At 54.9% G+C, this 21,718-nt stretch carries 29 protein-coding genes; 27 read left to right on the plus strand and 2 right to left on the minus strand.

The window, feature by feature from the left end; translation table 11 throughout:
* Window positions 1-78 precede the first annotated feature (78 nt).
* From H7A77_RS11935 to H7A77_RS11945, 3 genes are read left to right on the plus strand one after another with little or no spacing between them, the layout of a single operon-like run.
* On the plus strand, window positions 79-396 hold the full coding sequence (locus H7A77_RS11935) for a phage holin family protein (RefSeq protein ID WP_049193441.1): 318 nt from the start codon (window positions 79-81) through the stop codon (window positions 394-396).
* Window positions 383-823, plus strand: a complete 441-nt coding sequence (locus H7A77_RS11940; protein WP_182074232.1) for a lysozyme — start codon at window positions 383-385, stop codon at window positions 821-823. The genes H7A77_RS11935 and H7A77_RS11940 overlap by 14 nt, the downstream gene beginning before the upstream one ends.
* Window positions 820-1,263, plus strand: a complete 444-nt coding sequence (locus H7A77_RS11945; protein ID WP_182074233.1) for a lysis protein — start codon at window positions 820-822, stop codon at window positions 1,261-1,263. Before H7A77_RS11940 ends, H7A77_RS11945 begins: the two co-directional genes overlap by 4 nt.
* 43 nt (window positions 1,264-1,306) lie before the next feature.
* On the opposite strand, the gene H7A77_RS11950 is transcribed toward H7A77_RS11945, so the two are convergent.
* Window positions 1,307-1,498, minus strand: a complete 192-nt coding sequence (locus H7A77_RS11950; protein ID WP_182074234.1) for a hypothetical protein — start codon at window positions 1,496-1,498, stop codon at window positions 1,307-1,309.
* Between the two features lie 2 nt (window positions 1,499-1,500).
* Window positions 1,501-1,977 (minus strand): hypothetical protein, encoded by a 477-nt coding sequence (locus H7A77_RS11955; protein ID WP_182074235.1) that lies wholly within the window; start codon window positions 1,975-1,977, stop codon window positions 1,501-1,503.
* Window positions 1,978-2,164: 187 nt separating this feature from the next.
* Here H7A77_RS11955 and H7A77_RS11960 point away from each other — a divergent pair, with 187 nt between their 5' ends.
* The 24 genes from H7A77_RS11960 to H7A77_RS12075 all read left to right on the plus strand — a co-directional run bounded on the left by H7A77_RS11960 (window position 2,165) and on the right by H7A77_RS12075 (window position 21,710).
* Window positions 2,165-2,353, plus strand: a complete 189-nt coding sequence (locus H7A77_RS11960; RefSeq protein ID WP_182074236.1) for a hypothetical protein — start codon at window positions 2,165-2,167, stop codon at window positions 2,351-2,353.
* Window positions 2,354-2,430: 77 nt separating this feature from the next.
* Entirely contained in the window at window positions 2,431-3,075 is a 645-nt protein-coding gene (locus H7A77_RS11965; protein ID WP_182074237.1) for a hypothetical protein, read from the plus strand.
* A 142-nt stretch (window positions 3,076-3,217) separates the two neighbouring features.
* A complete protein-coding gene (locus tag H7A77_RS11970; RefSeq protein WP_060432173.1) occupies window positions 3,218-3,817 on the plus strand; it encodes a hypothetical protein in 600 nt (199 codons plus the stop codon).
* The gene (locus H7A77_RS11975; RefSeq protein ID WP_182074238.1) at window positions 3,789-5,768 is read left to right on the plus strand and encodes a phage terminase large subunit family protein; all 1,980 of its coding nucleotides are present in this window, start codon (window positions 3,789-3,791) and stop codon (window positions 5,766-5,768) included. The genes H7A77_RS11970 and H7A77_RS11975 overlap by 29 nt, the downstream gene beginning before the upstream one ends.
* Before the next feature lie 8 nt (window positions 5,769-5,776).
* On the plus strand, window positions 5,777-6,040 hold the full coding sequence (gpW, locus tag H7A77_RS11980; protein WP_060420187.1) for a gpW family head-tail joining protein: 264 nt from the start codon (window positions 5,777-5,779) through the stop codon (window positions 6,038-6,040).
* On the plus strand, window positions 6,040-7,683 hold the full coding sequence (locus H7A77_RS11985) for a phage portal protein (protein WP_182074239.1): 1,644 nt from the start codon (window positions 6,040-6,042) through the stop codon (window positions 7,681-7,683). The genes gpW and H7A77_RS11985 overlap by 1 nt, the downstream gene beginning before the upstream one ends.
* Window positions 7,680-8,540: a S49 family peptidase gene (locus H7A77_RS11990; protein ID WP_060425445.1), complete on the plus strand. Its 861-nt coding sequence runs from the start codon at window positions 7,680-7,682 to the stop codon at window positions 8,538-8,540. The genes H7A77_RS11985 and H7A77_RS11990 overlap by 4 nt, the downstream gene beginning before the upstream one ends.
* Before the next feature lie 3 nt (window positions 8,541-8,543).
* On the plus strand, window positions 8,544-9,140 hold the full coding sequence (locus tag H7A77_RS11995; protein WP_182074240.1) for a hypothetical protein: 597 nt from the start codon (window positions 8,544-8,546) through the stop codon (window positions 9,138-9,140).
* Entirely contained in the window at window positions 9,140-9,541 is a 402-nt protein-coding gene (locus H7A77_RS12000) for a head decoration protein (RefSeq protein WP_182074241.1), read from the plus strand. The genes H7A77_RS11995 and H7A77_RS12000 overlap by 1 nt, the downstream gene beginning before the upstream one ends.
* A gap of 101 nt (window positions 9,542-9,642) precedes the next feature.
* Complete coding sequence (locus H7A77_RS12005; protein ID WP_182074242.1) at window positions 9,643-10,692, plus strand: major capsid protein; 1,050 nt, start codon at window positions 9,643-9,645, stop codon at window positions 10,690-10,692.
* Window position 10,693: 1 nt separating this feature from the next.
* Window positions 10,694-11,104 carry a hypothetical protein gene (locus H7A77_RS12010; RefSeq protein WP_182074243.1) on the plus strand — a complete coding sequence of 137 codons (411 nt, stop codon included), beginning with the start codon at window positions 10,694-10,696 and terminating at the stop codon, window positions 11,102-11,104.
* A complete protein-coding gene (locus H7A77_RS12015) occupies window positions 11,104-11,451 on the plus strand; it encodes a hypothetical protein (protein WP_182074244.1) in 348 nt (115 codons plus the stop codon). The genes H7A77_RS12010 and H7A77_RS12015 overlap by 1 nt, the downstream gene beginning before the upstream one ends.
* A complete protein-coding gene (locus H7A77_RS12020; protein ID WP_182074245.1) occupies window positions 11,448-11,990 on the plus strand; it encodes an ATP-binding protein in 543 nt (180 codons plus the stop codon). Before H7A77_RS12015 ends, H7A77_RS12020 begins: the two co-directional genes overlap by 4 nt.
* A 4-nt stretch (window positions 11,991-11,994) precedes the next feature.
* Window positions 11,995-12,189, plus strand: coding sequence for a DUF2635 domain-containing protein (locus H7A77_RS12025; RefSeq protein WP_060420161.1), 195 nt, complete (start codon window positions 11,995-11,997; stop codon window positions 12,187-12,189).
* The gene (locus H7A77_RS12030) at window positions 12,186-13,691 is read left to right on the plus strand and encodes a phage tail sheath subtilisin-like domain-containing protein (protein ID WP_182074246.1); all 1,506 of its coding nucleotides are present in this window, start codon (window positions 12,186-12,188) and stop codon (window positions 13,689-13,691) included. Before H7A77_RS12025 ends, H7A77_RS12030 begins: the two co-directional genes overlap by 4 nt.
* A 9-nt stretch (window positions 13,692-13,700) precedes the next feature.
* The gene (locus H7A77_RS12035; RefSeq protein WP_060432162.1) at window positions 13,701-14,069 is read left to right on the plus strand and encodes a phage tail tube protein; all 369 of its coding nucleotides are present in this window, start codon (window positions 13,701-13,703) and stop codon (window positions 14,067-14,069) included.
* Between the two features lies 1 nt (window position 14,070).
* Complete coding sequence (locus H7A77_RS12040; protein ID WP_060420150.1) at window positions 14,071-14,361, plus strand: phage tail assembly protein; 291 nt, start codon at window positions 14,071-14,073, stop codon at window positions 14,359-14,361.
* A 121-nt stretch (window positions 14,362-14,482) separates the two neighbouring features.
* A complete protein-coding gene (locus tag H7A77_RS12045) occupies window positions 14,483-16,360 on the plus strand; it encodes a hypothetical protein (protein ID WP_182074247.1) in 1,878 nt (625 codons plus the stop codon).
* A 35-nt stretch (window positions 16,361-16,395) separates the two neighbouring features.
* Window positions 16,396-17,799 (plus strand): DNA circularization protein, encoded by a 1,404-nt coding sequence (locus tag H7A77_RS12050; RefSeq protein ID WP_182074248.1) that lies wholly within the window; start codon window positions 16,396-16,398, stop codon window positions 17,797-17,799.
* Window positions 17,796-18,866, plus strand: a complete 1,071-nt coding sequence (locus H7A77_RS12055) for a phage baseplate assembly protein (RefSeq protein WP_182074249.1) — start codon at window positions 17,796-17,798, stop codon at window positions 18,864-18,866. Before H7A77_RS12050 ends, H7A77_RS12055 begins: the two co-directional genes overlap by 4 nt.
* The gene (locus H7A77_RS12060; protein WP_182074250.1) at window positions 18,863-19,453 is read left to right on the plus strand and encodes a phage baseplate assembly protein V; all 591 of its coding nucleotides are present in this window, start codon (window positions 18,863-18,865) and stop codon (window positions 19,451-19,453) included. Before H7A77_RS12055 ends, H7A77_RS12060 begins: the two co-directional genes overlap by 4 nt.
* Window positions 19,450-19,887: a phage GP46 family protein gene (locus tag H7A77_RS12065; protein ID WP_182074251.1), complete on the plus strand. Its 438-nt coding sequence runs from the start codon at window positions 19,450-19,452 to the stop codon at window positions 19,885-19,887. The genes H7A77_RS12060 and H7A77_RS12065 overlap by 4 nt, the downstream gene beginning before the upstream one ends.
* Window positions 19,888-19,890: 3 nt before the next feature.
* On the plus strand, window positions 19,891-21,039 hold the full coding sequence (locus tag H7A77_RS12070; protein WP_182074252.1) for a baseplate J/gp47 family protein: 1,149 nt from the start codon (window positions 19,891-19,893) through the stop codon (window positions 21,037-21,039).
* Window positions 21,036-21,710, plus strand: coding sequence for a YmfQ family protein (locus H7A77_RS12075; protein ID WP_182074253.1), 675 nt, complete (start codon window positions 21,036-21,038; stop codon window positions 21,708-21,710). Before H7A77_RS12070 ends, H7A77_RS12075 begins: the two co-directional genes overlap by 4 nt.
* The last annotated feature ends 8 nt before the right edge of the window (window positions 21,711-21,718 follow it).

Below are 21,718 nucleotides of genomic sequence, written 5' to 3' on the forward strand. Positions count from 1 at the left end.
TACCGGCAGCGTTTACGGCTGGTGGCTGAACCCTACCCATAACCCGAAGCCGGGAAAGAGCCCCGGAAGGGGGAGGTTATGAAAATGCCCTGGAAGAACGAACCCAACATCCTATCAATGCTGATCGCGTTCGGCATGACCCTGCTGGGAGCCATTGCCAGTTACTCGTTCAAGGTGCTGAACGGCGAGGCCTTTAGTTGGCGCACGCTGTTTCTACAGCTATTCGTTTCTATCTTCGCCGGGTTAACCATGGTGATGATCGCCCTGCATTACGACTGGCCGTCAGAAGTGATGGGTGGCGTGTGTGGCATGGCTGGCTGGTCTGGCGCGTCGCTGATTAAAGCGCTGGAGCGTCGATTCCTGAATAAAGCGAGTGATAGCAATGAATATCAGTAAAGACGGCATTGAGCTGATTAAGCGCTTTGAAGGCCTGCGGCTGAAAGCCTATCAGGATTCGGTGGGCGTCTGGACGATCGGTTATGGATGGACGCAGCCAGTTGACGGTAAAAAAGTCGGCCCAGGAATGCAGATAGACCAGGCCACAGCTGAGCGGCTGCTTAAATGCGGCGTTGTGCAGTATGAGCAGGGTGTTAATCAGCTGGTGAAGGTGCGCATCACGCAGGGGCAATTCGACGCGCTGGTGAGCTTTGCGTATAACCTCGGCCTGCGCTCGCTGAGCACATCCACGCTTCTGAAAAAGCTGAATGCTGGCGATAAGCAAGGCGCCGCCGACGAGTTCGGTAAGTGGGTAAATGCTGGCGGTAAACGTCTGGATGGCCTGGTTGCACGCCGTGCAGCAGAGCGCGAGATGTTTTTATCATGAAATGGCCGCTACCGCATTGGCAGGCAGCTATCGTGGCCGTGGTGCTCTCTCTGCTGGCGTATTTCGCGTACAGCAATCAGGCACTGCGCCAAGAGCGCGACAAATTGCAAACGGCCAACAGCCAGCTATCTGGCCAGCTCGACTGGCAGAACAGCACACAGCGCGCGGTGGCCTCCATCGACGAGCACCGAACCAAGGAGCTAAACGATGCCAAGAATCAGATTGATGATCTGCAGCGTGCTGTTGACGCTGGCGCTCGCAAGCTGCAGCTCGCCGCCACGTGCCCAACCACCGGCGCCACCGGCGTGGCTGATGCAACCGGCCCCCGACTTACTGACACCGCTCAACGGGATTATTTCCGTCTCCGAGAGCGAATCGAAATAGCCAATAAGCAGATCGCCGGATTGCAGGATTACATCAATCAGGTTTGCCTCAGATAGCATTACAGGTGGCATTCACTGAGTGCCACCGATAATGCGCACATCAACCCTCAGCCGAGCCACCGCCAGAGATATTCTCCGGCACGGTACGGCGCGGGCTGTATAGCGTGTGGTTATCGACGATCCAACCATCGGAAATCCAACCGTTAACCTTTTGGCGAGATACACCCATAAAGCGCGCAAACTCCGATTGATTCCCGTTGAAGTTGGCTTTTATGTAATCGAGTAAAGACATGGTTACACCTCTGCAGTTATAGATGGATTGACGATGAGGTAAGAGGTTCCGTGCTCGTCATCCATTTCAACTGCATCATAGCCGAGACGGGCAGCAACTCGACCACGCAGGCGCTGCATTTCCCAGCAGACAGCAGCGAAAGCATCAGCACAAGAGCGAGGGGCGAGAATGGATTCGAATTGCTCCCATGACTCGCAATCGTCGTCAGCGATTGCCGAGGCGAGAGCATCAAGGGTGTCATAGTCTGCTTTAACTTCACCACCGAGGAATGAGATCACCTCTTCGATACGTTCGTTCAAGATGTTGCTATCGGCGATAGAAGCGACGGTATAGGCGTACACATTGCTACCATGAGAACCAGCTACTTCAGCGTCATCACTGGCAAAAATTCCGTCGAATACGTTATCGCCAGTCATTGCAAATGCTCCAATTTTGATGATTGGAGCTGTACTGCTGTAAGAACCATGAAAGAGTTTCATTCTGTATCCCTCAGTGCGTTGCCTATACAATTAATGTAATCGAAAATCGGGTACAAATCAAAGGAGGATGCAGATTTCATCACAGAGCAGCTTTCCGAGGCTGCTGCGTGATGAAATCCGGTGAGAATGGTGTGGGCAGTGCGCTGCGTGTACAATACAGGTTATATAAATCAGAACGGGATTAAGGATGATGGCACGGCTTCTTAACTTTTTCGGAAAACTGTTGCTGCTCGCTTTCGTTGTCATTTGTGCAAAGCAGGCGCTCATTTATGCAGGGCTTGAGAAAGAAGGGCCAAGCCTATCTGAGCTCATGAAGCCGGAGCCAGCGCCGATCGAGTTCACGATTCAGGACTACAGCCAGCAGGTGAAAAAGTAACCTGCAATGGCAGACTGACGGCATACTTTATCCAAACGACTGAACCCGCTCCGGCGGGTTTTTTATTGGGGGTGAGGATGGCAGGTTTAAAAGAGCTGTCGGCTCAACTCCAAAGCGTACGCAAGCAAATCCCGTTTGCTACAGCGCAGGCACTGACAAGCGTCGCAAGAAAGATAGAGGCAGCGGAAAAAACCGCGTTTAAACGGCATCTGGAGAACCCTACGCCGTTTACGGTCAACTCGGTTAAATCGTTCGGCGCCCGGAAAAGCAACCTGAAGGCCAAGGTGTTCGTGATGGACACCGCCGCGAGCTATCTGGAGCCATTCGAATTCGGTGGTCAGCATAAGCTGAATAGCCAGGCGCTGCTGAACCCCAAGAACATCAAACTGAACAAATACGGCAACCTGGCGCGCAACAAGATGGCGCAGTTGAAGGCTAAGGATGACGTGTTCATTGGTGAAATCGACGGCACCAACGGCGTCTGGCAGCGGCGTAAAGCCAAGAAAGGGAAGAAGGGCAAAAAACGGCGCAAACGCTCTGCGAACGGTACACGTCAGCCACGCATGAAGATGCCGGCGCCGAAGTTGCTGATCCAGTTCGGTGATGCTCTGCCAGTGAAACCGACGCTAGGTTATTTCGAACGTGCGCAGGCTATGGCCAATGCCTTGATGCCGACAGAGCTGAGCAGGGCTATGGCAGAGGCGATGCGAACAGCAAAATGATCGGCGATCACCCTCGGGGGAGGCTCCAGAAAAAAATGGGTCCTTCCTGGCACTTTTTTATCTCACGGGCATTGCGCGCCGCGTTCTGCGTCTAGCTATCAACTTTTGAAATTTGGGTAACAGGTAACACCTGAGGTAACAGATGAACCAGTCAGATTTTGCCAAACTTCACGGCGTCAGCCGAAAGACGGTAACGACCTGGAAGGCCCGCGGCTGGCTGGTTCTGGCCGGAGACGATATTGACGTTGAAGCGTCGAATGCGAACATCGAGCGCTTCCGAAAAACTGTTACCCGACCAGAGAAAAAACCGGCAGGTAACAAGCAGGGTAACAAAACAGGTAACAGATCCTCGGGTAACAAGTCAGGTAACAAAAACGATAAGGATCTGGCCGAGTCTCCGACGAAAACCGTTGAGCGGATGATCGCCGAGCACGGCGTGACGATGACGCTTGATGAAGCGCGCCAGATGAAAGAAAACTTCCTCGCGTTGCTTACCCAGCTCGAGTACGACATTAAATCCGGGCAGGTGCTGCCGTACAAAGACATGATCGAGGCCGTAGGTAATGAATACGCCCGCATGCGCACCCGTCTCATTGCGATTGCTCCTGAACATGGCCCCCGGTTACGGGTGCTGGCTTCTACTACCAACGACGCGGAGTTTGTCCAGGCACTGCAGGAGGTGGTTTACGAGGCGATGGAGGAATTGAGCCTTGATGCAGATAACAACCGAGGAGAGAACTAACGCTGCAGCCTGGCAGAATTTCACCGGGGAGCTGCGCCAGCGTCGCTCCGATGTTCGCCCGCCCGAACCGCTGTCACTGAGCGAATGGGCTAATAAATACGCGGTGCTCTCGAAAGAAACCAGTGCGCAAACAGGCCGATTCCGGTCTTTCGCGTATCAGGATGGCATGATGGACGCCATTACTGATCCAGCGGTGACGCAGGTGTCGGTGATGAAGTCGGCGCGCGTTGGCTACACCAAAATCCTTGACCACGTTGTCGGCTATTACCTGGCGCATGACCCGTCGCCGATCCTCATCGTTCAGCCGCGTGTTGAAGATGCCGAAGATTACAGTAAATCCGAGATCGCGCCGATGTTGCGTGATACCCCGGTGCTGGCGGAAATCTGTGGTGATCCAAAGGCCAAGGACAGTAATCAGACCATCCTCAAAAAGACCTTTGCCAACGGCGCCAATTTGACGCTGGTGGGGGCAAATAGCCCCGGTGGTTTCCGCCGTATTACATGCCGGATCATCTTGTTTGACGAAGTTGACGGTTATCCGTCCGGCGGCGCTGGGGTGGAAGGTGATCAGATTGCACTGGGCATTAAGCGTTCCGAAACATTCTGGAACCGCAAAATTGCCCTGGGTTCGACGCCAACGGTGAAAGGCACCAGCCGGATTGAAAAGGCGTATGAGGAAAGCGATCAGCGCCGCTATTACGTCCCGTGCCCGCACTGCGGTGAATTTCAGGTACTGGAGTGGGGTGGCCCTGAGACGCCATACGGCATCAAGTGGGACAAGGATGAAAATGGAGAAGGCATCCCAGAATCGGCATATTACGTCTGCCGGCATAATGGTTGCGTGATCCACCATAACGAAAAGTCGGGCATGGTGAAGCGTGGCGAATGGCGCGCAACCAAACCATTTAAAGGGCATGCGGGTTTTCACATTTGGGCGGGTTACAGCCTGTTCCCGAACGCGGCCTGGAAATATCTGGTGGCTGAGTGGCTACGGGTGAAAAACGATCCGCTCATGCGTCAGACCTTTATCAACCTGGTGCTTGGCGAGCCGTATGAAGACCGCGGCGAAAAAGCGCTGAGCGAGAAACGCTTGCTGGAGCGCTGTGAAGTCTATGCAGCAGAAGTACCTGACGGCGTGGCGGTATTAACGGCCGGCATCGATACCCAGGATGGTCGCTTTGAAATTGAGGTGACGGGTTGGGGACGTAATGAGGAGAGCTGGTCGATTGCCTTCGACGTGATTGAGGGCGATCTGGAAACCAACGAACCGTGGCAACGCCTCGATGCGTATCTCAAGCAGGTCTGGCGCCGGGCTGACGGGCGTGGATTCACGATCATGGCGGCCTGCATGGACTCCGGTGGCCACCATACCCAGAAAGTTTACGAGTTTGCCAAAGAGCGCCTTGGCCGCCGAATTTGGGCGATCAAGGGCGAATCGGCGCGCGGTGGTAAACGTTCGCCGGTTTGGCCGACGAAAAAGCCAACGTCCAAGTCAAAGGCCAGTTTCAAACCAATCATCATTGGGGTGAATGCGGCCAAGGATACCATCCGCGGGCGACTGCATATCGATCCGCCTGCACCGGGTGAGCCTGCAGCCAGTTACATGCATTTTCCGGCAGACCGTGACCTGAACTATTTCAGCCAGTTGCTGGCGGAACGTTCGGTGTTGAAGGTGTCCGGCGGCCAGCGTTACCGAGTTTGGGAACAGCTTCCAGGCAGGGCAAACGAAGCGCTGGACTGCAGGGTGTACAGCTATGCAGCCCTGTGTGGCCTGTTTTATCTCGGTTTAAAGCTGAATCTGTTGGCGGACAACATCGCGATCAATCCCGATCGCCTGTTGCCGGCGCCGCAGCAGCCGGAGGAAAAACAAAACCTTCGACTGCCTGGCGTCATCATTGAAGAGTCGGAAAAACCGAAGCGCAAGCGCCTGTCACAACTTTTGCCATCATAAGGATCCCTATGTTTAACCGTAACACCAGCCTGCTGGCCGGTGCGATGACGCCTGCGCAATTGCAGGACGCATTGGCAAAGGCGCAACAGGCCTATATTGACCTCGCAGCCGGCGCGCGCGGTGTGTCGTTCTCGTACACGCAAGGTGATGGCACGCGCTCTGTCTCATATCAACAAGCCTCAATGGCGGACCTGATGGCACTGATCCAGTTGCTGCAGGCGCAGTTGGGTATTGTTCCCCGCCCACGTCGGCCAATGAGGTTTAGATTCTGATGAATGACATCAAAATTTTAGGCCCGAATGGGCAGCCGCTACCGCCGATGCGGTCAAAGGCATCCATGCTGGTGGGCGGAAGCCGTGTGCCTTACGATGCGGCGGATTCATTTAGCGATCAGTTGGCCAACTGGCAGCCTGCGTTATGGTCACCCGACAATGAGATCAATATCTACCGTGATCGCATTGTTTCCCGTGTTCGAGATCTTGCGCGCAATGATGGTTGGGCCAGCGGCAGCATTACCCGCGTGCTGGACAACGCCGTCGGCGCCAACTTTCGTCCCATCCTCAAGCCAGACTATCGCATGTTGGCATTGATGACCGGCAATACAGCCTTCGACGCCACCTGGGCAGATGAATATGGCAAGGTGGTTGAGGCTCACTGGCGGGCATGGGCTAATGATCCGGGACGTTATTGCGATGTTGAGCGCAAACAAACAGTATCTCAAATGCTGCGCCTGGGTTTTCGGCACAAGCTGCTTGATGGTGATGCGTTGGCGGTGCTGCAATACCGGCCAGACAGGCTGGGGCGTGGGCGCGGCCGCTATGCCACAACGGTGCAAATCGTCGATCCGGACCGGTTGAGTAACCCGCAGCAAAACTTCGATATGCCGAATGTTCGAGGTGGTGTTGAAATTGACGGTGATGGCGCGCCGATAGCGTATCACATCCGTGAGGCACATATCGGCGACTGGTGGAGTGGCGCCAAGACGATGACATGGCGGCGCATCCCACGGGAAACAAGCTGGGGACGTCCGCATGTGGTCCATGATTATGACCATGAGCGGGGCGCACAACACCGGGGGAATGGGATTTTAACACCGGTTGTTCAGCGCCTGAAAATGCTCATCAAGTATGACCAGTCGGAGCTTGAAGCAGCGATCCTGAACGCCGTATTTGGAGCCTACATTACCTCTCCCTATGATCCGCAGATGGTTGAGGCGGCGATGGGGGAAACCTTTGACGATACTCAGATAGGTGCCTATCAAGAAGGACGCGTTGATTTTCACAATGATCGCCGCATATCGCTGCAAAATGGCGCGAGAATGCCGATATTGTATCCCGGTGAGGATGTGAAGGCAGTTAATGCTGCCCGACCTCACAGCAATTTTGAGGTGTTTGAAAGTGCAGCCCTGCGCAATATCGCCGCGGCAACGGGTCTGTCAACACAGCAGGTCACGCAAGACTGGTCAGATGTTAACTACAGCTCGGCACGCTCTGCAATGTTGGAGGCGTGGAAGACACTGACCCGCCGACGCGATGATTTTTCTGTGGGGTTCGCCCAGCCGATCCTGTCCGCTTTTATTGAAGAAATCCACGATACGGAAGACTTACCGCTGCCCAGTGGTGCACCGCACTTTCTGGACGCCAGGGCGGCGTATTGCCGTGCTCGCTGGATGGGGCCAGGTCGTGGCTGGGTGGACCCGGTGGCGGAGAAGAAAGGCGCCATCCTGGGTATGGATGCCGGGCTTTCAACGCTGGAAATGGAATCGGCGGAAAACGCCGGCGAGGACTGGGAAGAAACGTTGGACCAGCGCGCGCGTGAGGTTGCCGCCTTCAAAGAACGGGGGCTCCCTGTTCCGAGCTGGGCACAAGCTGAAATCCTGGCACCTGAAACAATTAGAGATCCGGAGGCAGAGTGAATTTACCGCATCTGGCGCAGCGACTGTTTAACACACCGCTGGCGTTGCACCCGCAAAAGGCCGAAGTGGTCATGGCCGCGATGATGGACCGGTTCGGGATAACCCGCATCAACACGCTGGCATCTGACTGGCTGGGGGATGATGAAAGTTTTACCCGAAAGGCACGTAAACAGGACGCCGGTTATGACGTGCTTGGCGGTATCGCGGTGATCCCCGTGCAGGGGACATTGGTTCAGAAGTTGGGCAGTCTGCGACCCTACAGCGGTATGACGGGCTACGACGGGATCAGGCAGTCGTTCCTGACCGCGATCAGCGACCCCGAAGTAAGCGGAATTTGCCTCGATATCGATTCTCCCGGCGGTGAGGTAGCCGGCTGTTTCGATCTGGTGGATGAAATTTATCACGCCCGCGGTTCAAAACCGATCCACGCCATCCTTACCGAAAATGCGTATTCCGCCGCGTATGCCATCGCCAGCGCGGCAGATCGCATTCATGTACCGCGCACTGGTGGTGTCGGTTCGGTCGGGGTGATCGTCATTCATTGTGACTGGTCACAGCGAATTAAAGAAGATGGCCTGGCGGTCACCATCATCACCTACGGTGACCGCAAAGCCGAGAGCAACCCCTACGTCAAATTGAGCGATCAGGCCCGCGCCGCGATTCAGGATGATGTAGATGCGATGGGTAGGCTTTTTGTCAGTACGGTAGCCCGTAACCGGGGGATCACTGAAAAAACTATCCGTAACACCCAGGCTGCCTGTTTCCTGGCGGCTGATGGCGTCAAATTGGGGCTTGCCGATGCGGTGATGACCCCTGATGCCGCATTCCGAAAATTAATCAATGAAGCAGGAGCTTAACGTATGTCTCATTTCAAGTTTGCCCATCTTCTCGGCCTCAAGAAAAAAGCGTCTGAGGAAGAGGACGACGACAAAGAAAAAAGCAAAAAAGCGAAATCCCGTCGCGCGGAAGAGGAGCGCGATGACGAGGAGGACGCTGAAGACGATGACGATCGCGAAGACATGGAAGACGACGATCGTGAACCTGGCGCCGAGGACGATGATGACGACAAGGAAAAAGGTAAAAAGGCTAAATCCCGTCGTGCTGAAGAAGACGACGAAGACGCGGAAGAGGATGAAAACCGCGATGTGAAAAAAGGTCGCCGGGCAGAGCGGAAACGTTGCGCCGCCATTTTTGGCAGTAAGCATGCCGCCGGCCGCCCGGACATGGCCGCTCACCTGGCTTTCAATACCCGGATGAGTGCGCGTGAAGCCATCGACACGCTGGCGACGATGGGCGCCGTAGCCCCGCAGCCACAAGGTAGAAAGTCGCTGGATGCCCGGATGCGTGAATCTGAGCAGGCACGATTGGGGCCCGACGGCGATAAGCCTGCAACGGGTAAAAATGCGCTGGTAAGCAAAATGACCAGCCTCTATGACACTGCACGAGGTAACAAGTAATGGACCAGTTTGGACAAAATCAATTCGCGCCGGGCATGAAAAGTTCGCTGTTCGTACCTGATCAGCTGGTTTCTGGCCCGTTACAACTGGTCACTGACTCTGTCACGATCGGTGTTTCAGGGGCGCTTAAACGTGGGACGGTACTCGGGGTGGTCACTGCGACCGGCGCGTATATCCCGAGTAAAAAAGACGCCACCGACGGCAGTGAAAAGCCGTCGGCCATTTTGGTCGATAACGTGGACACGACCACTACAGCACAAACTGGCGGTGTCTATCTGATGGGTGAGTTTAACCAGCATCGTCTAATTTTCGATGCAAGCTGGACCGTTGCTGAACTGAAAGCGCAATTCCGCCCGCTGGCCATCTTCCTGCGCGATAGCATCCAGTCGCCGGTATCCTGATTTAACCCTTTTGAAACGTAACTGATGCCAGTTCTTTGGCAGGGTTGCACTCGTCCTGAATTCTGGCCGGCAACAGTGCCGGCATCATAAAGAGACTGAATATGGAAAACATTTTTGATACCAGCGTGCTGGTCCAGGTCGTCCCTAACCTGAAAACCAGCCAAAACTGGCTTCTGGATCGCTTCTTCCCGAACGTGGTGACTTACGAGACGGAAGAGGTTGCCATCGATGTGGACGTGGGGCTGCGTCGAATGGCGCCATTCGTATCGCCGCTGGTGGAAGGTAAACTGGTCGAGAGTCGCAAATACCAGACCAATACTTTCAAGCCGGCATACATCAAAGACAAGCGCGCGCCGGATCTGCGCAAACCAATCCGCCGGCAGATCGGTGAACGCATCGGCGGCGAATTTACCGCTGCTGAGCGTGAAATGCTGAACTTGCAATTTGAAATGGCCGATCAGATTGACATGATTAATCGCCGTATGGAATGGATGGCGGCCAGTGCCCTGGTCAGTGGTACCGTGAAGGTACAAGGGGAAGGCTATGAAACCAAGGTCGTGGATTTCGGCCGTTCGCCTAATCTGACCATTACCCTCAGTGGCAGTGACAAATGGCCGCTGACGGTGGCAGCAGGCACAACCAACACCAAACCTTCAGACAATATCGAAGAGTGGCAAACCACGTTCCTAAAGGAATCTGGTGCAGTGCCAACTGATCTGGTGTTTACCAATAAGTCATGGCGTGCATTTCGCCTTGATACCACCATCAAGGATAACGCAATCACTTTCCCAGCATTGAGCCCGTTCGGCAACCAGATCAATGCCGGTCCTCAGGTCCAGAAAGGGGCTGTTTATAAAGGCCGATGGGGTAACTTTGATCTGTGGCTGTACAACGACTGGTTCATCGATCCGTTTGATGGTGTAGAGAAACCATTAATCCCTGATGGCGCTGTTGTAATGAGCTGTGCAGACTTGATGGGCACTCGAGCATTTGGGGTGATTCTGGATCCTGCGTTCAATTATGGGCCGTTGGCGTTTGCACCAAAATCAGAAATTAAGTTCGACCCGGCTCAACGCATTATTCTGATGCAATCAGCTCCGTTGGTCATCCCAAGCCGGGTGAATGCATCTCTTTGCGCAACGGTGGTGTGATATGGCCAAAAAAGCGCAAGGAAACGAACTGGGCGGCTTGCCGCCCGAGTTACTTGTCGGTGAGCAGGAAATCCCGGAAACGTTGAAGGTTGACGATAAGAGCCACGATAATCCTACCGACACCGACACCGACACCGACACCGACACCGACACCGACACCGACACCGACACCGACGATGATGACGATCAGGACGGTGAACAGTTGCCGGCCGGCATGGTTTCAGTGGTTGTCACCAAAGGCAATACCGTGCGGCACGATGGCTGCGACTATCCAGAAAACCGGGCGTTCACGTTGCCGGTAGCGGATGCGCAGCGCCTGATTGGTCTGGGCGTGGTTGCTGATGTTGAACAGCTCCGCAAGTTAGCGTTGCTTCGCAGCGCGCCGGCCGTATCTGTGCAATCGGGGGAGTAATGGGAATCAACTGGGATCAGCATTTGCTTGCGCCATTGCACGGCGTTTTTGGTGACCCGGTTGAGTATCGCCCTGGCGGCGGCGCGGAGCCTTACACCATTAGCGGCATATTCGATCGGGCCTATACGCAAGAGGTTGAGCCGCTGGACGATGGAAGCACTATTAACACCACCAAGCCTGTGCTGGGTGTGCGTGATAGTCAGTTCCGGGCGCCGCCTAAACAGGGGGACAGGGTATTGGTCGGCATCGTTGGTGGGGTGCCGGTCAATACGCTCTTTGCCATTGCGGATGTTCAACCTGATAGCCACGGGGGGACGAAGCTTATTCTCAACAAGGTGAAATCATGAACCCGAGAGGAGTCCGGTTGCTGGTCATTGAGGCGTTGAAGAATAAGACCGATGCCGCCGATCGGGTTTATTCACCTCGGGACTGGCCCACCACTGCTGATATGTATCCTGTTCTCCTGGTGCAGACACCGATCGACGTGAAGAATTCGCTGGGGCGCAATGTGCCCCAGTTCAACACGGTGACCACGGTCCGTATCACAGGGCGTTTGCAGGAACTGGACGATGAGGCGGAGGATAACGGGGCAGAAAAAGCTGAAGAAGCGTTGGAGCAGCTACGCGAGCAGGTAGAGCGCGCGGTCATCAATAGCTATGAACTGACGCGAAAAATTCAGCAGTTTCTGCAGGTGCGTTCGACCATTGATGTGGACGCCGGCGGCGAAGGGCATACCGCCCAGTTACTGATGGAACTGGATATCGAATACTATCAGGGCCCCGAAGAGTTTTATGAAATTGACGCGTCTCCGCTTGAGGGAATTGACGTCACGATCTCCATGCCTGATGGCACCCCTAAACCACTCGTAAAAATCGATCTGGAGTAACCCTATGTTTGTGAAACCCGTACCGGGGCGCATTGTGCGCGATCCGGTCAAGGGCACCTTTTTGCCGGAATCCGGCGAACAGGTTCCCGATAATATTTTTTGGGGGCGCCGCCTGAAGGATGGCGATGTACAAAAATTCGACCCTAACGCATCAGCTAAGCCGGTGGCGGGGAAGAAAAGCCAGGAGAGTGATCAATGACCGTTCCATTTACTCGCATCCCTTCAAACCAGCGCGCGCCGTTTTTCTACGCCGAGTTTGATAACTCGATGGCGAATACTGCGACCGCGGTGCAGCGCACACTGCTGATCGGGCAGATGCTGTCAACGGCGACGGCAACGCCAGGCATTCCGCAGAAAGTTTCTTCTGAATCGGCGGTAGCAGGCATCTGCGGCAATGGCTCCATGTTGCACAACATGATGGCGGCGTATCTGGCCAACGACATTTCTGCGGAAATCTGGATCCTGCCGTTATCGGATGGCACCACTGGAACAGCAGCGGCAGCCGGTAAATTACAGGTGGTGACAGCGTCGGCTGCGACCGGCGTTTTGTCGCTCTACATTGCCGGTATTCGCGTTCAGCTCACGGTCGTCAGTACCGATGATAATGTTGCCGTGGCCGCGGCGATTGCAGCGGCGATCAACGGTCAAAGCAAGCTGCCGGTTACTGCTGTCGTGGATACAACAGCCACTGATACGGTGAACCTGACGGCGAAAAATAAAGGTGCGCACGGTAACAGCATCGATATTCGCCTCAATTATCAGGGTGCTGCCGGCGGTGAGGAAACCCCGCAGGGCATGGAGTTGAAGGTAACGGCAATGGCTGGCGGTTCCGGTGCGCCGTCTCTGACTGATGCGCTGGGTAATCTGCAAGATCGTGCGTTTGACTTCATCGTCAACCCCTACACGGACACCACGTCGCTGGATGCCGTGAAAGAGTTCCTGTCAGATGCTACCGGCCGTTGGTCTTACGCGCAGCAGCTCTATGGTCATTCATTCGGCGCGCTGGCGGGCACGTATGGTTCCTTGTCCGCCGTCGGCGAAGCACGCAATAACCAGCATGAGACGCTGCTGGGGATCAACGGCTCACCGACGCCCGCTTATCTTTGGGCGGCAGCGTTGACCGGGGCGATTGCGCCGAGTCTGCGGAACGATCCGGGCCGTCCAACGCAGACGTTGACGATCAGTGGCGTACTGGCTCCGCCGCTGGAATCCCGCTTCATGCTGACCGAGCGCAATAATCTGCTATACAGCGGTATCTCAACGTTTACGGTCGCTGATGATGGTTCTGTGCAGGTTGAAAAGACCATCACCACCTACCAGAAGAACAAGTTCGGCGATGCAGATGACAGCTACCTGAACATTGAAACGCTCTATCTGCTGATGTTCGTGACCCGTTTCCTGCGCACGCAAATCACTTCAAAGTTCGGCCGCATGAAGCTGGCCAACGACGGCACCCGTTTTGCACCAGGCTCCGCGATTGTGACGCCCAACGTCATCCGCGCGGAGCTTATCGCGCAGTATCGCACGCTGGAATATAACGGCTATGTGCAGGATGCCGCGGCATTTGCTGAGACGTTGCTGGTGGAGCGTAACAGCAGCAATACCAAACGGATCGATGTGTTGTGGACGGGCACGCTGATCGACCAACTGGAAATTTTCGCACTACTCAATCAATGGCGACGCGCGCAGACCGCGGCCTAAGGGGGATTTATGGGAGATACAACTAACCGCCTGGCCGGTACTGCATACGTTACCATCGACGGTGTAACGGTCATGGTTGCCGGCCAGTTCAAATACAGCCCCGGTAAAGTGGAGCGCTCCACGTTGACCGGGATGGATACGGTGCACGGTTACAAAGAAAAGCCACGGGCGCCGTTTATTTCCTACCAGGCGCGTGACAGCGGCGGGACGTCGATCGCTAAAATCAACGATTCCACCAACGTCACGGTGGTCGTTGAGCTGGCAAACGGTAAAACAGTGATCGGCGAAAACATGTGGTCCGTGAATACGCAAGATGTTGATAGCGAAGAAGCGGTGTTTGATGTTCGCTGGGAAGGCGGATCGGTAACGGAGTATTGATATGGCAGTGCTTGATAAAACTAAAACGATCGTACTCAGCAAAGCGCTGGAGATGGCAAACATCCGCTACGAGAGCATCGAACTGAAAGAGCCCGCACTGGCTGAGGTTGAGCAGTTCTATGAAACGCAGCGCAGCAAGAATGGCATGGCGGCCATGAAGCTGCTGCTGGCGTTAAATTCCGGCATAACTGAAAAAGTGTTGAGTGGCATGGCTTACACCGATTACAGGAAGTGTGAGGACTACCTGATGTCTTTTTTGACCTTCGATCCCTCGGCGGATGGCAGCAACTAGCTGCTGAGGTGACGAAGTATTACGGGTGGGGGCCGCAGGATGCGTGGTCCCTGACCCGTACCCGGTTGGATTTTTGGGCCGATCAGGCCCGTCGGATAGAAAAGCTTAAGGCGGGCAAGTAATGGCCAAGTCATTTGACTTTGAGCTGACGGCTAATGATGAGGCGTCAGCCGCAATTCTGCGGATTGAGGAAATTGTAAAGCACCTCAATCCGCTGTTGGACAGAACGCGCGATGCGTTGGCGTTGGGCGGTCAGGAATCCAGAGATAACCTTGACGATTTGGGCAGCCGTTTTGATGTGTTGGCTAAAAATGCCAGAAGCGGCGTCCAGTTCATCGGCGATTTGGTCCCGCCGCTTAAAATGGTCGGTGGATTAACCCTCGGACTGGGTGGCGCTGCAGCGGTCGTCAATGTTGTTAAAAACAACCTGACCAATTTTGCCAACGCCGGCTACCGGATCGATACCGTTGCAAAAAACGTCAGCATGACGGCGGACGCGTTTCAGGAACTGACTGGCGCCATGATTGAAAACGGCAGCGCGCGTGAGGCTGCGGAAGGTTCGGTCAGTGAGTTGTTTGAAAAGGCGAATGATGCTGTACACGGCCGTAATGATGGCTTTCTCGCCTTGCTGAAACAGCGAGGGATAGGGATCAGCGAAACCAAGGATGGCCTGGCCGATGTAGGCAAGCTGATTAACGACCTCAACCGCGCCATGCAATCACTCCCTGCTGGGCAGCAGGCGCTGTTTGCCAACAAATTGGGCATTTCGCCCGATCTTCTCAGCTATCTGCGCAACACGACCAGTGAAGTTCAACGGCTCAAGGATCAGGCCCGCCGGGATGGCCTGATATTTACCGAGAAGGATCTGCAGAATGCCCTGGCGTTCAAGCAGCAGCTGAACCAGATAGGTGCTGCCTATGACGGCATGCTGATGAAAGGGCAGGCCTGGCTGGGCCAGTCGGAAACCTTGGCGGCTTCGGTAGACCAGATCAAGCAGGTCGTCACCAATGGTCTGGACAGTACGGCTATCGGTTCGATCCTGACGTTTAACAGCGGCGGGAAACAGGCCGATATTTTGCGGCAGGCTCAAGGCGACGAGAAATTTAAAGACACGCTTTCATGGAAAGAGAAGCTGGATTTAAAACTGGGCTATGCGTCGGAAGATCTGATCAAGAAACTGAACGGCTATTATAAGCCCGTATGGCGCGCCGACCAGCTGAGAGCCGATACCGAGAAAATTTCAGGTTACCCGGCGCCGGCTGAAAATGGGGCGATGTTACCGTATGGCCAGCCGGGGAATAATGCACTCGGGCTGCGCAACAATAATCCGGGCAATCTGCGTTCAGCACCGAATACGACTGGCCGAAACGGCGGTTTTGTCACGTTCGAAAATCCCAATGAGGGGCTGGCGGCGCTCTCTCGACAGCTGATGCTGTTCGGCGATCGCGGTAAAAACACGTTGAACAGCATCATCCCGACGTATGCGCCATCCAGTGAAAACAATACTCAGGCCTATATTGATGCCCTGGCTAAACAGACCGGTTTTAATCCCGCGGAACCGCTCGACCTTCATTCGCCGTCGGTGCTTGAAAAGCTTATCCCGGCCATCATTAAGCATGAAAACGGTGCCCAGCCATACAGCCGCGATCAAATTTTCAGGGGGATCAGCGATTCGGTCTTTGATCCTCGCTGGTCTGGCTTGCGTGACCAGAACAATCTTTATGGGCAGCGAGCATCTGGTTTGTTCGAACTCTCTGATCAGGCGCAGTCATTACCGCCGCCAACGCAAAAGGATTCGTCAACGCAAGCCTCACTGTTTGCGCCGAATGATCAGCGAGAGGAAACCATTGGCCAGATCTCGGATGCCATGTCTAAGGCCATCGACGAGAACAAATTCCAACTGGAAATTACACTGGTCAATCCCCAGGCCGGCGAGCGCCGCAAGGTCCAAACTGAAGGCGGTGGCCGCGTGGCCTTGTCAATGCAATCAATAAGTTAAACCGCTTAGGCGGTTTTTTTGTTTCTGGAGAATTTATGGCTCTGATCACTGATGCGATTTCATCGCTGCTTGGTGGCGGCGACAGCTGGGATTGGTTTGAGCATATTCACCCGGCATCATTTCGCGGCGTTCCTTTTGCAGTAGTCAGTGCCGAAGGCGTATTTGGCCGGCGCCAGGCCGTGCATGAATACCCTTATCGCAACACCGCCTGGGTGGAAGACCTGGGGCGTGGTACGCGCAAATTAACGATCAGGGGTTTCATCGTCCATAACAGCCTGGCGTATGACGCACCTGACGTGATAACGCAGCGTGATTCGCTGGTGGCTGCGTGCGAGACGGAAGGGCCGGGGACGTTGATACATCCGACGCTTGGGGAGCTTACCGTAAGTGTGCCGGATGGCGGTTTGCGGGTACTTGAGAGCGTGGATAACGGCCGTTCCTTCGAGTTTACCCTGACGGTCATTGAGTCCGGTTTAAAGGTGTTTGCGATCACCGGCAGCACTCAGGCGGCATCACTGGTTCAGGCAAACTGGTTACGAACCGGCCTAATGGCGGCCACAAAATTTATTGCCACGGTTAAAGGTGAGATCCGCAGTGTAACCCAGACCATCAAGACGTTGCGCAATACCGCTGCGTTTTGGGGAAACATGGTGAAAAGCACCGCAAATGAGGTCACTAATCTCAGTAATGTCCTGAAATCGACCTTCGGTAGCGCCCGGTATGGGAGATACAGCAAAGGCACCGTAGGGGGAGGCGTTTCGGGATCAACCGGTGCAGTAAATCGAACGGCAGATACCGACAATTACGCCGGATTGGTTAACCAAAAAATGGCGCAAGCGGTAACAGGGCGCGCTGAATTATTGGCGCTCACGGCCACATTTGAGAGCGTAGCCTCCGTTGACGCCTTCCCCGTTGATGCCAGGGCCATCATTGATGCGGTCATTTCGTTCAGCGGCAGTGTAGAAGAAAAAATCCGCATGCTGGAAACATTGGCCTCGTATCGAAACACCACGTTTTACGCAACCTCTGGTGAAAATTCGGTAGCCAATGGCGCCACTATCCTGCTCTGCGTACTGTCCGCCGGCGCACTGGCAGCGACCGCCGCCAATTATGAGCCATCAAGCTATGACGATGCCATTTTGATGCTTAATCGCGTCTGCAACACGCTGGATGAGGTGCTGTTGATGGCGGCGGATGCCGGGGACGACGACGATTATCTGAACCTATTGCAAACCCGCGATGCGCTGGTCAACGCCTACAGCCAGAAAGGCGCCGTTCTTAGTTCACTGACCCAGGTTGTTATGCCCACATCGTTACCGGCGTTGGTGCTGGCCAACCGCATGTATCAGGACGGTGCTCGGGGTGATGAACTGGTTCAGTCTGTCGGGCCGCGCCATCCGGCATTCATGCCCACCAAATTTAAAGCGCTGAGAAAATGAAAGATGAACTGATTTTGACGGCCGGCGGGAAGCGAATTTCCGGCTGGGATTCTGTTCGCGTTACGCGAGGCATTGAGCGCTTGCCATCGGATTTCGACCTGTCGTTGATGGACTACTACCCCGGTAACGAAGAAAAGCAGCTGGTACTGCCCGGAGACAGCTGCACGGTGCATCTGGGGGATGATCTGGTTATGACCGGCTATGTCGATCGCTGGAATCCGGTGATCGGCAAAGAGCGTCATGAAGTTCGCGCTACGGGCCGGAGTAAATGCCAGGACCTGGTGGATTGTTCAGCTGAATGGCCTAACAACGTGATCAGCCAGGCTAATGCCCTACAGATAGCACAAAAGCTGGCGGCGCCATACGGCATCACTGTCAGCAGCGACGTGAATGATATGACGACGGTTCCCCAATTTACCCTGAACTGGGGGGAGTCTTCGCAAGAAGTGATCGACCGGATCACCCGTTGGGCCGCACTGCTGTATTACGACAAGCCCGATGGAAGTCTTTTCCTTACCCGCGTCGGAACCGCCAAGGCGGCCAGCGGCGTGGCGCAAGGGGAAAATATTGAGACGGCATCTTTCATGTCATCGATGGACGAACGTTTTTCCGATTATGTCGGGGTATCAATGTCGATGACGCCGGCGATGGAGTTGTCCCCGGATAGCGGCTATTCCGCCGTTACTCTGGCGCGCGCCCAGGATCCGGAAGTCGCCAAAATGCGCTACCGCAATCGGATTGTCATCGTTGAGAGCACGATGAACTCTCATGGTCAGGCGCAAAACTGCATCGACTGGGAGATGAACCGGCGATATGGCCGTTCACGACGCCTGCAGGTGGAGATCGATAGCTGGCGAGACAAGGCCGGAAAACTGTGGGAGCCGAATACGCTGATCCCCATCAATATTCCTGTTTTTGGGCTCAATAACGTGCAGTGGCTTCTGGCGGAGGTCACCTTTACCCGTGACGAGCGGGGCTCGCGGGCCAATCTCATCATGATGCCGAAAGAAGCATTTGCCGTTCAACCCTATCAATTCTATAGCCAGGTGCAGGAGCTAAATCGATGAATGACGGCATGTTGAGGCAGCTTGGGCGCCGGGTGGCCATGATGATCGGCCTGGGTAAGATCACCGGGTACGGCGATGCCGGCGGCATTCAAAAACTACAGTATCAGACGCCACTGGAGGTGAGGGGTGACACTCCGAGAATGGCGGAGTTTGGATTTTCTTCCGGTCTCCCGGTGGGTACGGATGTGGTGCTGGCGTATCTGGGGGGTGATCGTTCCAGCGCCGTGATCGTGGCCAGCAACAATCAGCAATACCGACAATCGGGTTTAAAAAGCGGCGAAACGCTGATTTATAACCAGTGGGGAATGTTCATAAAACTCACGGAAAACGGCATTGAGGTCGAAGCGAAAGGGAAACCGGTAACAGTGGCCAATGCGACCACGGTGACCGTCACGGCTACCGAGAAAATCAGGCTTGAAACACCACGTTTGGAAGTGACCGGCGACGTGATCGACAACTGCGACAGCAATGGCGCCACGCTGAAAGCCTTACGCGATGCTCATAACGATCACGACCATATCGTGAAAAATGTCCAGAGCGGCAACGATGAGAAAACCAGCGAGAAACCGGGGGAGATCGTCGAATGAGTGATATCAGCTCTTTTTGGGACATTGAACGGCTGGTGGCTGAGTGGCGTGAGGGAAACGGCGACTTGGTCAATGGCGATGATCTGCAGACAGCGATGATTATCAGTCTGTTCACCGATCGCGTCGCCCGTGATGACGATGATATAGACGGAGAAGACCGCCGCGGCTGGTGGGGGGATATGGGGGAGGAGAATAACATCGGCTCCCGGCTGTGGTTGTTGCGCCGTCAGAAATTGACCCAGGACGTTGCTCAAAAAGCGGAAGACTATGCCCGCGAGGCATTGCAGTGGTTGATCTCCGATGGTGTGGTGTCGTCGTTCGCCATAGCAACCCAGATCGTTTATCCACGCAGGCTAAATATGGTCATTCGCTATCAACGTCCGGGGAATAGTGACCGCACGGACATGCGATTTTTTTGGGTTTGGGAGCAATAAATTATGCCATTCAATAGGCCGACACTTACCGAACTGCGCGCAAAAAACCGCACGCAGCTTCAGGCTGAACTGAAAAAAACCGGTGCACTTTTACGCTATTCCAACATGCGTGTTTTGGCGGATGCCGACGCCGGCCTGGCCCATTTACATTACGGGTACCTGGATTACATCGCGCTGCAGTCCACCCCTTTTAATGCCACCGATGAATGGCTATCGGGGTGGGCTGGCCTTAAAAGTGTCTACCAGAACCCGGCCAACCCGGCATCCACACCGTCCTATGAATTTAGCGGGACAGCAGGGACGCCCGTCAATAAGGGCGCCGTATTACGCCGTGGTGATGGTTATCTCTACCGGCTTGAAGAGAACGTAACGATCGGGGGAAATGGGAAAGGTGTCGGCAAGCTCACCGCAATATTGCCCGATATCATCGACGCCCCGACAGGGGGCGGCATTGATGGTAATGCGGATGCCGGGACGACCCTAACACTGGATGTTTCTCTACCCGGCATCGATGCCAGTGGCGTAATGCTCGAGCCCGCGACCGGCGGCGCAGATATTGAGACGCAAGAAAGCTTCCGTGCCCGCATGCTGCTGGCCTACCAAAAGCCATCTCAGGGGGGAAGCGACACGGACTACGAGCAGTGGGCGCTGGCGGTACCCGGTGTTACCCGTTGTTGGGTAAAACGGCGTCTTATGGGGGCCGGCACGGTTGGGGTGTACATCATGTGTGATGGCAACGACGAAACCAACCACGGCTTCCCTGTAGGTAGCGACGGCATATCGCAGTTGGACGACTGGGGAGCACAGAAAGCCACGGGTGATCAGGGGCGTGTGGCCGACTACATTTACCCGCGCGCGCCAGTCACTGCTCTGGTATACGTTTGTTCGCCAGTGGCCAAGACCGTGGATTTTGAGATCAGCGGCATTTCGCACGTTGGCAGCGACATTACTGCGGCCATTGCAGCGGCTATCGATAATGTATTTTTTGAAGGTGGCACACCGGTCGGCAATGGCAGGATCTTCCTATCAGACCTGAACAGGGCTATCGGGGACATTGAGGGAACGGCCGGCTTTATCCTTGTTTCCCCATCAACGAATATCGATCTTGGGGTAGGGGAGCTGCCTGTACGCGGTGAGGTGAAGTACACATGAGCCAGTTTACCGCAGAGGAATATCAACGTGCGCTACAGGCGCTAATACCCACTGGATTAGCGTGGCCGCGCGACCCAGGTGGGGTTCAGGCCGCGGTTATTCGTGCTTTGGCTTCGGGGTTCCAACGTAGCGACAACGATGCGATAGCATTGCTTGTTGGTGCTTTCCCTGAAACCGCAACCATCATGCTGACTGAATGGGAAAAAACGCTGGGCTTGCCTGATGACTGTTCGATCGGCGAAGTAGACACGATAGCGAAACGCCAGGCGGCCGTGGTATCAAAATTTATCAGTACCGGCGGCCAGTCACGCTCCTATTTTATCGGTATCGCCAGAGCGCTCGGTTACAACATCACCATCAAGGAATACCGCCAGGCGCGCGCCGGGCTGTCTGTGTGTGGCGATGGGTTAAATGGCGACGACTGGCCCTTTGTGTGGCTGGTGGAGGCTGAAGAAACTACCATTTCATACGCTCGCGCAGGCATTACTTATTGTGGTGATCCGTTGCGTTCATGGGGTAATCGGCAGTTGGAATGCAGAATGAACGCCCTATCGCCGTCGCATACAATAGTCAAATTTGGTTATATCAATTTCGGGTTTAATGATGAGGGTGTTTATGATGTAACACCAGAATTCGCCGATATGTTTGATACTGCCTCCGGCTATTTATAAAAATCAAC

The sequence above is a fragment of the Serratia sp. ME47 genome (assembly GCF_903970925.1).
In the GTDB taxonomy this organism is placed as follows: domain Bacteria; phylum Pseudomonadota; class Gammaproteobacteria; order Enterobacterales; family Enterobacteriaceae; genus Serratia; species Serratia ureilytica.

Bases quoted from the DNA above. Each gene is read 5' to 3' on its own strand.
- H7A77_RS11935 (WP_049193441.1), top strand. From the start codon at position 79: ATGAAAATGCCCTGGAAGAACGAACCCAACATCCTATCAATGCTGATC.
- H7A77_RS11940 (WP_182074232.1), top strand. From the start codon at position 383: ATGAATATCAGTAAAGACGGCATTGAGCTGATTAAGCGCTTTGAAGGC.
- H7A77_RS11945 (WP_182074233.1), top strand. From the start codon at position 820: ATGAAATGGCCGCTACCGCATTGGCAGGCAGCTATCGTGGCCGTGGTG.
- H7A77_RS11950 (WP_182074234.1), bottom strand. From the start codon at position 1,498: ATGTCTTTACTCGATTACATAAAAGCCAACTTCAACGGGAATCAATCG.
- H7A77_RS11955 (WP_182074235.1), bottom strand. From the start codon at position 1,977: ATGAAACTCTTTCATGGTTCTTACAGCAGTACAGCTCCAATCATCAAA.
- H7A77_RS11960 (WP_182074236.1), top strand. From the start codon at position 2,165: ATGATGGCACGGCTTCTTAACTTTTTCGGAAAACTGTTGCTGCTCGCT.
- H7A77_RS11965 (WP_182074237.1), top strand. From the start codon at position 2,431: ATGGCAGGTTTAAAAGAGCTGTCGGCTCAACTCCAAAGCGTACGCAAG.
- H7A77_RS11970 (WP_060432173.1), top strand. From the start codon at position 3,218: ATGAACCAGTCAGATTTTGCCAAACTTCACGGCGTCAGCCGAAAGACG.
- H7A77_RS11975 (WP_182074238.1), top strand. From the start codon at position 3,789: ATGCAGATAACAACCGAGGAGAGAACTAACGCTGCAGCCTGGCAGAAT.
- gpW (WP_060420187.1), top strand. From the start codon at position 5,777: ATGTTTAACCGTAACACCAGCCTGCTGGCCGGTGCGATGACGCCTGCG.
- H7A77_RS11985 (WP_182074239.1), top strand. From the start codon at position 6,040: ATGAATGACATCAAAATTTTAGGCCCGAATGGGCAGCCGCTACCGCCG.
- H7A77_RS11995 (WP_182074240.1), top strand. From the start codon at position 8,544: ATGTCTCATTTCAAGTTTGCCCATCTTCTCGGCCTCAAGAAAAAAGCG.
- H7A77_RS12000 (WP_182074241.1), top strand. From the start codon at position 9,140: ATGGACCAGTTTGGACAAAATCAATTCGCGCCGGGCATGAAAAGTTCG.
- H7A77_RS12005 (WP_182074242.1), top strand. From the start codon at position 9,643: ATGGAAAACATTTTTGATACCAGCGTGCTGGTCCAGGTCGTCCCTAAC.
- H7A77_RS12010 (WP_182074243.1), top strand. From the start codon at position 10,694: ATGGCCAAAAAAGCGCAAGGAAACGAACTGGGCGGCTTGCCGCCCGAG.
- H7A77_RS12015 (WP_182074244.1), top strand. From the start codon at position 11,104: ATGGGAATCAACTGGGATCAGCATTTGCTTGCGCCATTGCACGGCGTT.
- H7A77_RS12020 (WP_182074245.1), top strand. From the start codon at position 11,448: ATGAACCCGAGAGGAGTCCGGTTGCTGGTCATTGAGGCGTTGAAGAAT.
- H7A77_RS12025 (WP_060420161.1), top strand. From the start codon at position 11,995: ATGTTTGTGAAACCCGTACCGGGGCGCATTGTGCGCGATCCGGTCAAG.
- H7A77_RS12030 (WP_182074246.1), top strand. From the start codon at position 12,186: ATGACCGTTCCATTTACTCGCATCCCTTCAAACCAGCGCGCGCCGTTT.
- H7A77_RS12035 (WP_060432162.1), top strand. From the start codon at position 13,701: ATGGGAGATACAACTAACCGCCTGGCCGGTACTGCATACGTTACCATC.
- H7A77_RS12040 (WP_060420150.1), top strand. From the start codon at position 14,071: ATGGCAGTGCTTGATAAAACTAAAACGATCGTACTCAGCAAAGCGCTG.
- H7A77_RS12045 (WP_182074247.1), top strand. From the start codon at position 14,483: ATGGCCAAGTCATTTGACTTTGAGCTGACGGCTAATGATGAGGCGTCA.
- H7A77_RS12050 (WP_182074248.1), top strand. From the start codon at position 16,396: ATGGCTCTGATCACTGATGCGATTTCATCGCTGCTTGGTGGCGGCGAC.
- H7A77_RS12055 (WP_182074249.1), top strand. From the start codon at position 17,796: ATGAAAGATGAACTGATTTTGACGGCCGGCGGGAAGCGAATTTCCGGC.
- H7A77_RS12060 (WP_182074250.1), top strand. From the start codon at position 18,863: ATGAATGACGGCATGTTGAGGCAGCTTGGGCGCCGGGTGGCCATGATG.
- H7A77_RS12065 (WP_182074251.1), top strand. From the start codon at position 19,450: ATGAGTGATATCAGCTCTTTTTGGGACATTGAACGGCTGGTGGCTGAG.
- H7A77_RS12070 (WP_182074252.1), top strand. From the start codon at position 19,891: ATGCCATTCAATAGGCCGACACTTACCGAACTGCGCGCAAAAAACCGC.
- H7A77_RS12075 (WP_182074253.1), top strand. From the start codon at position 21,036: ATGAGCCAGTTTACCGCAGAGGAATATCAACGTGCGCTACAGGCGCTA.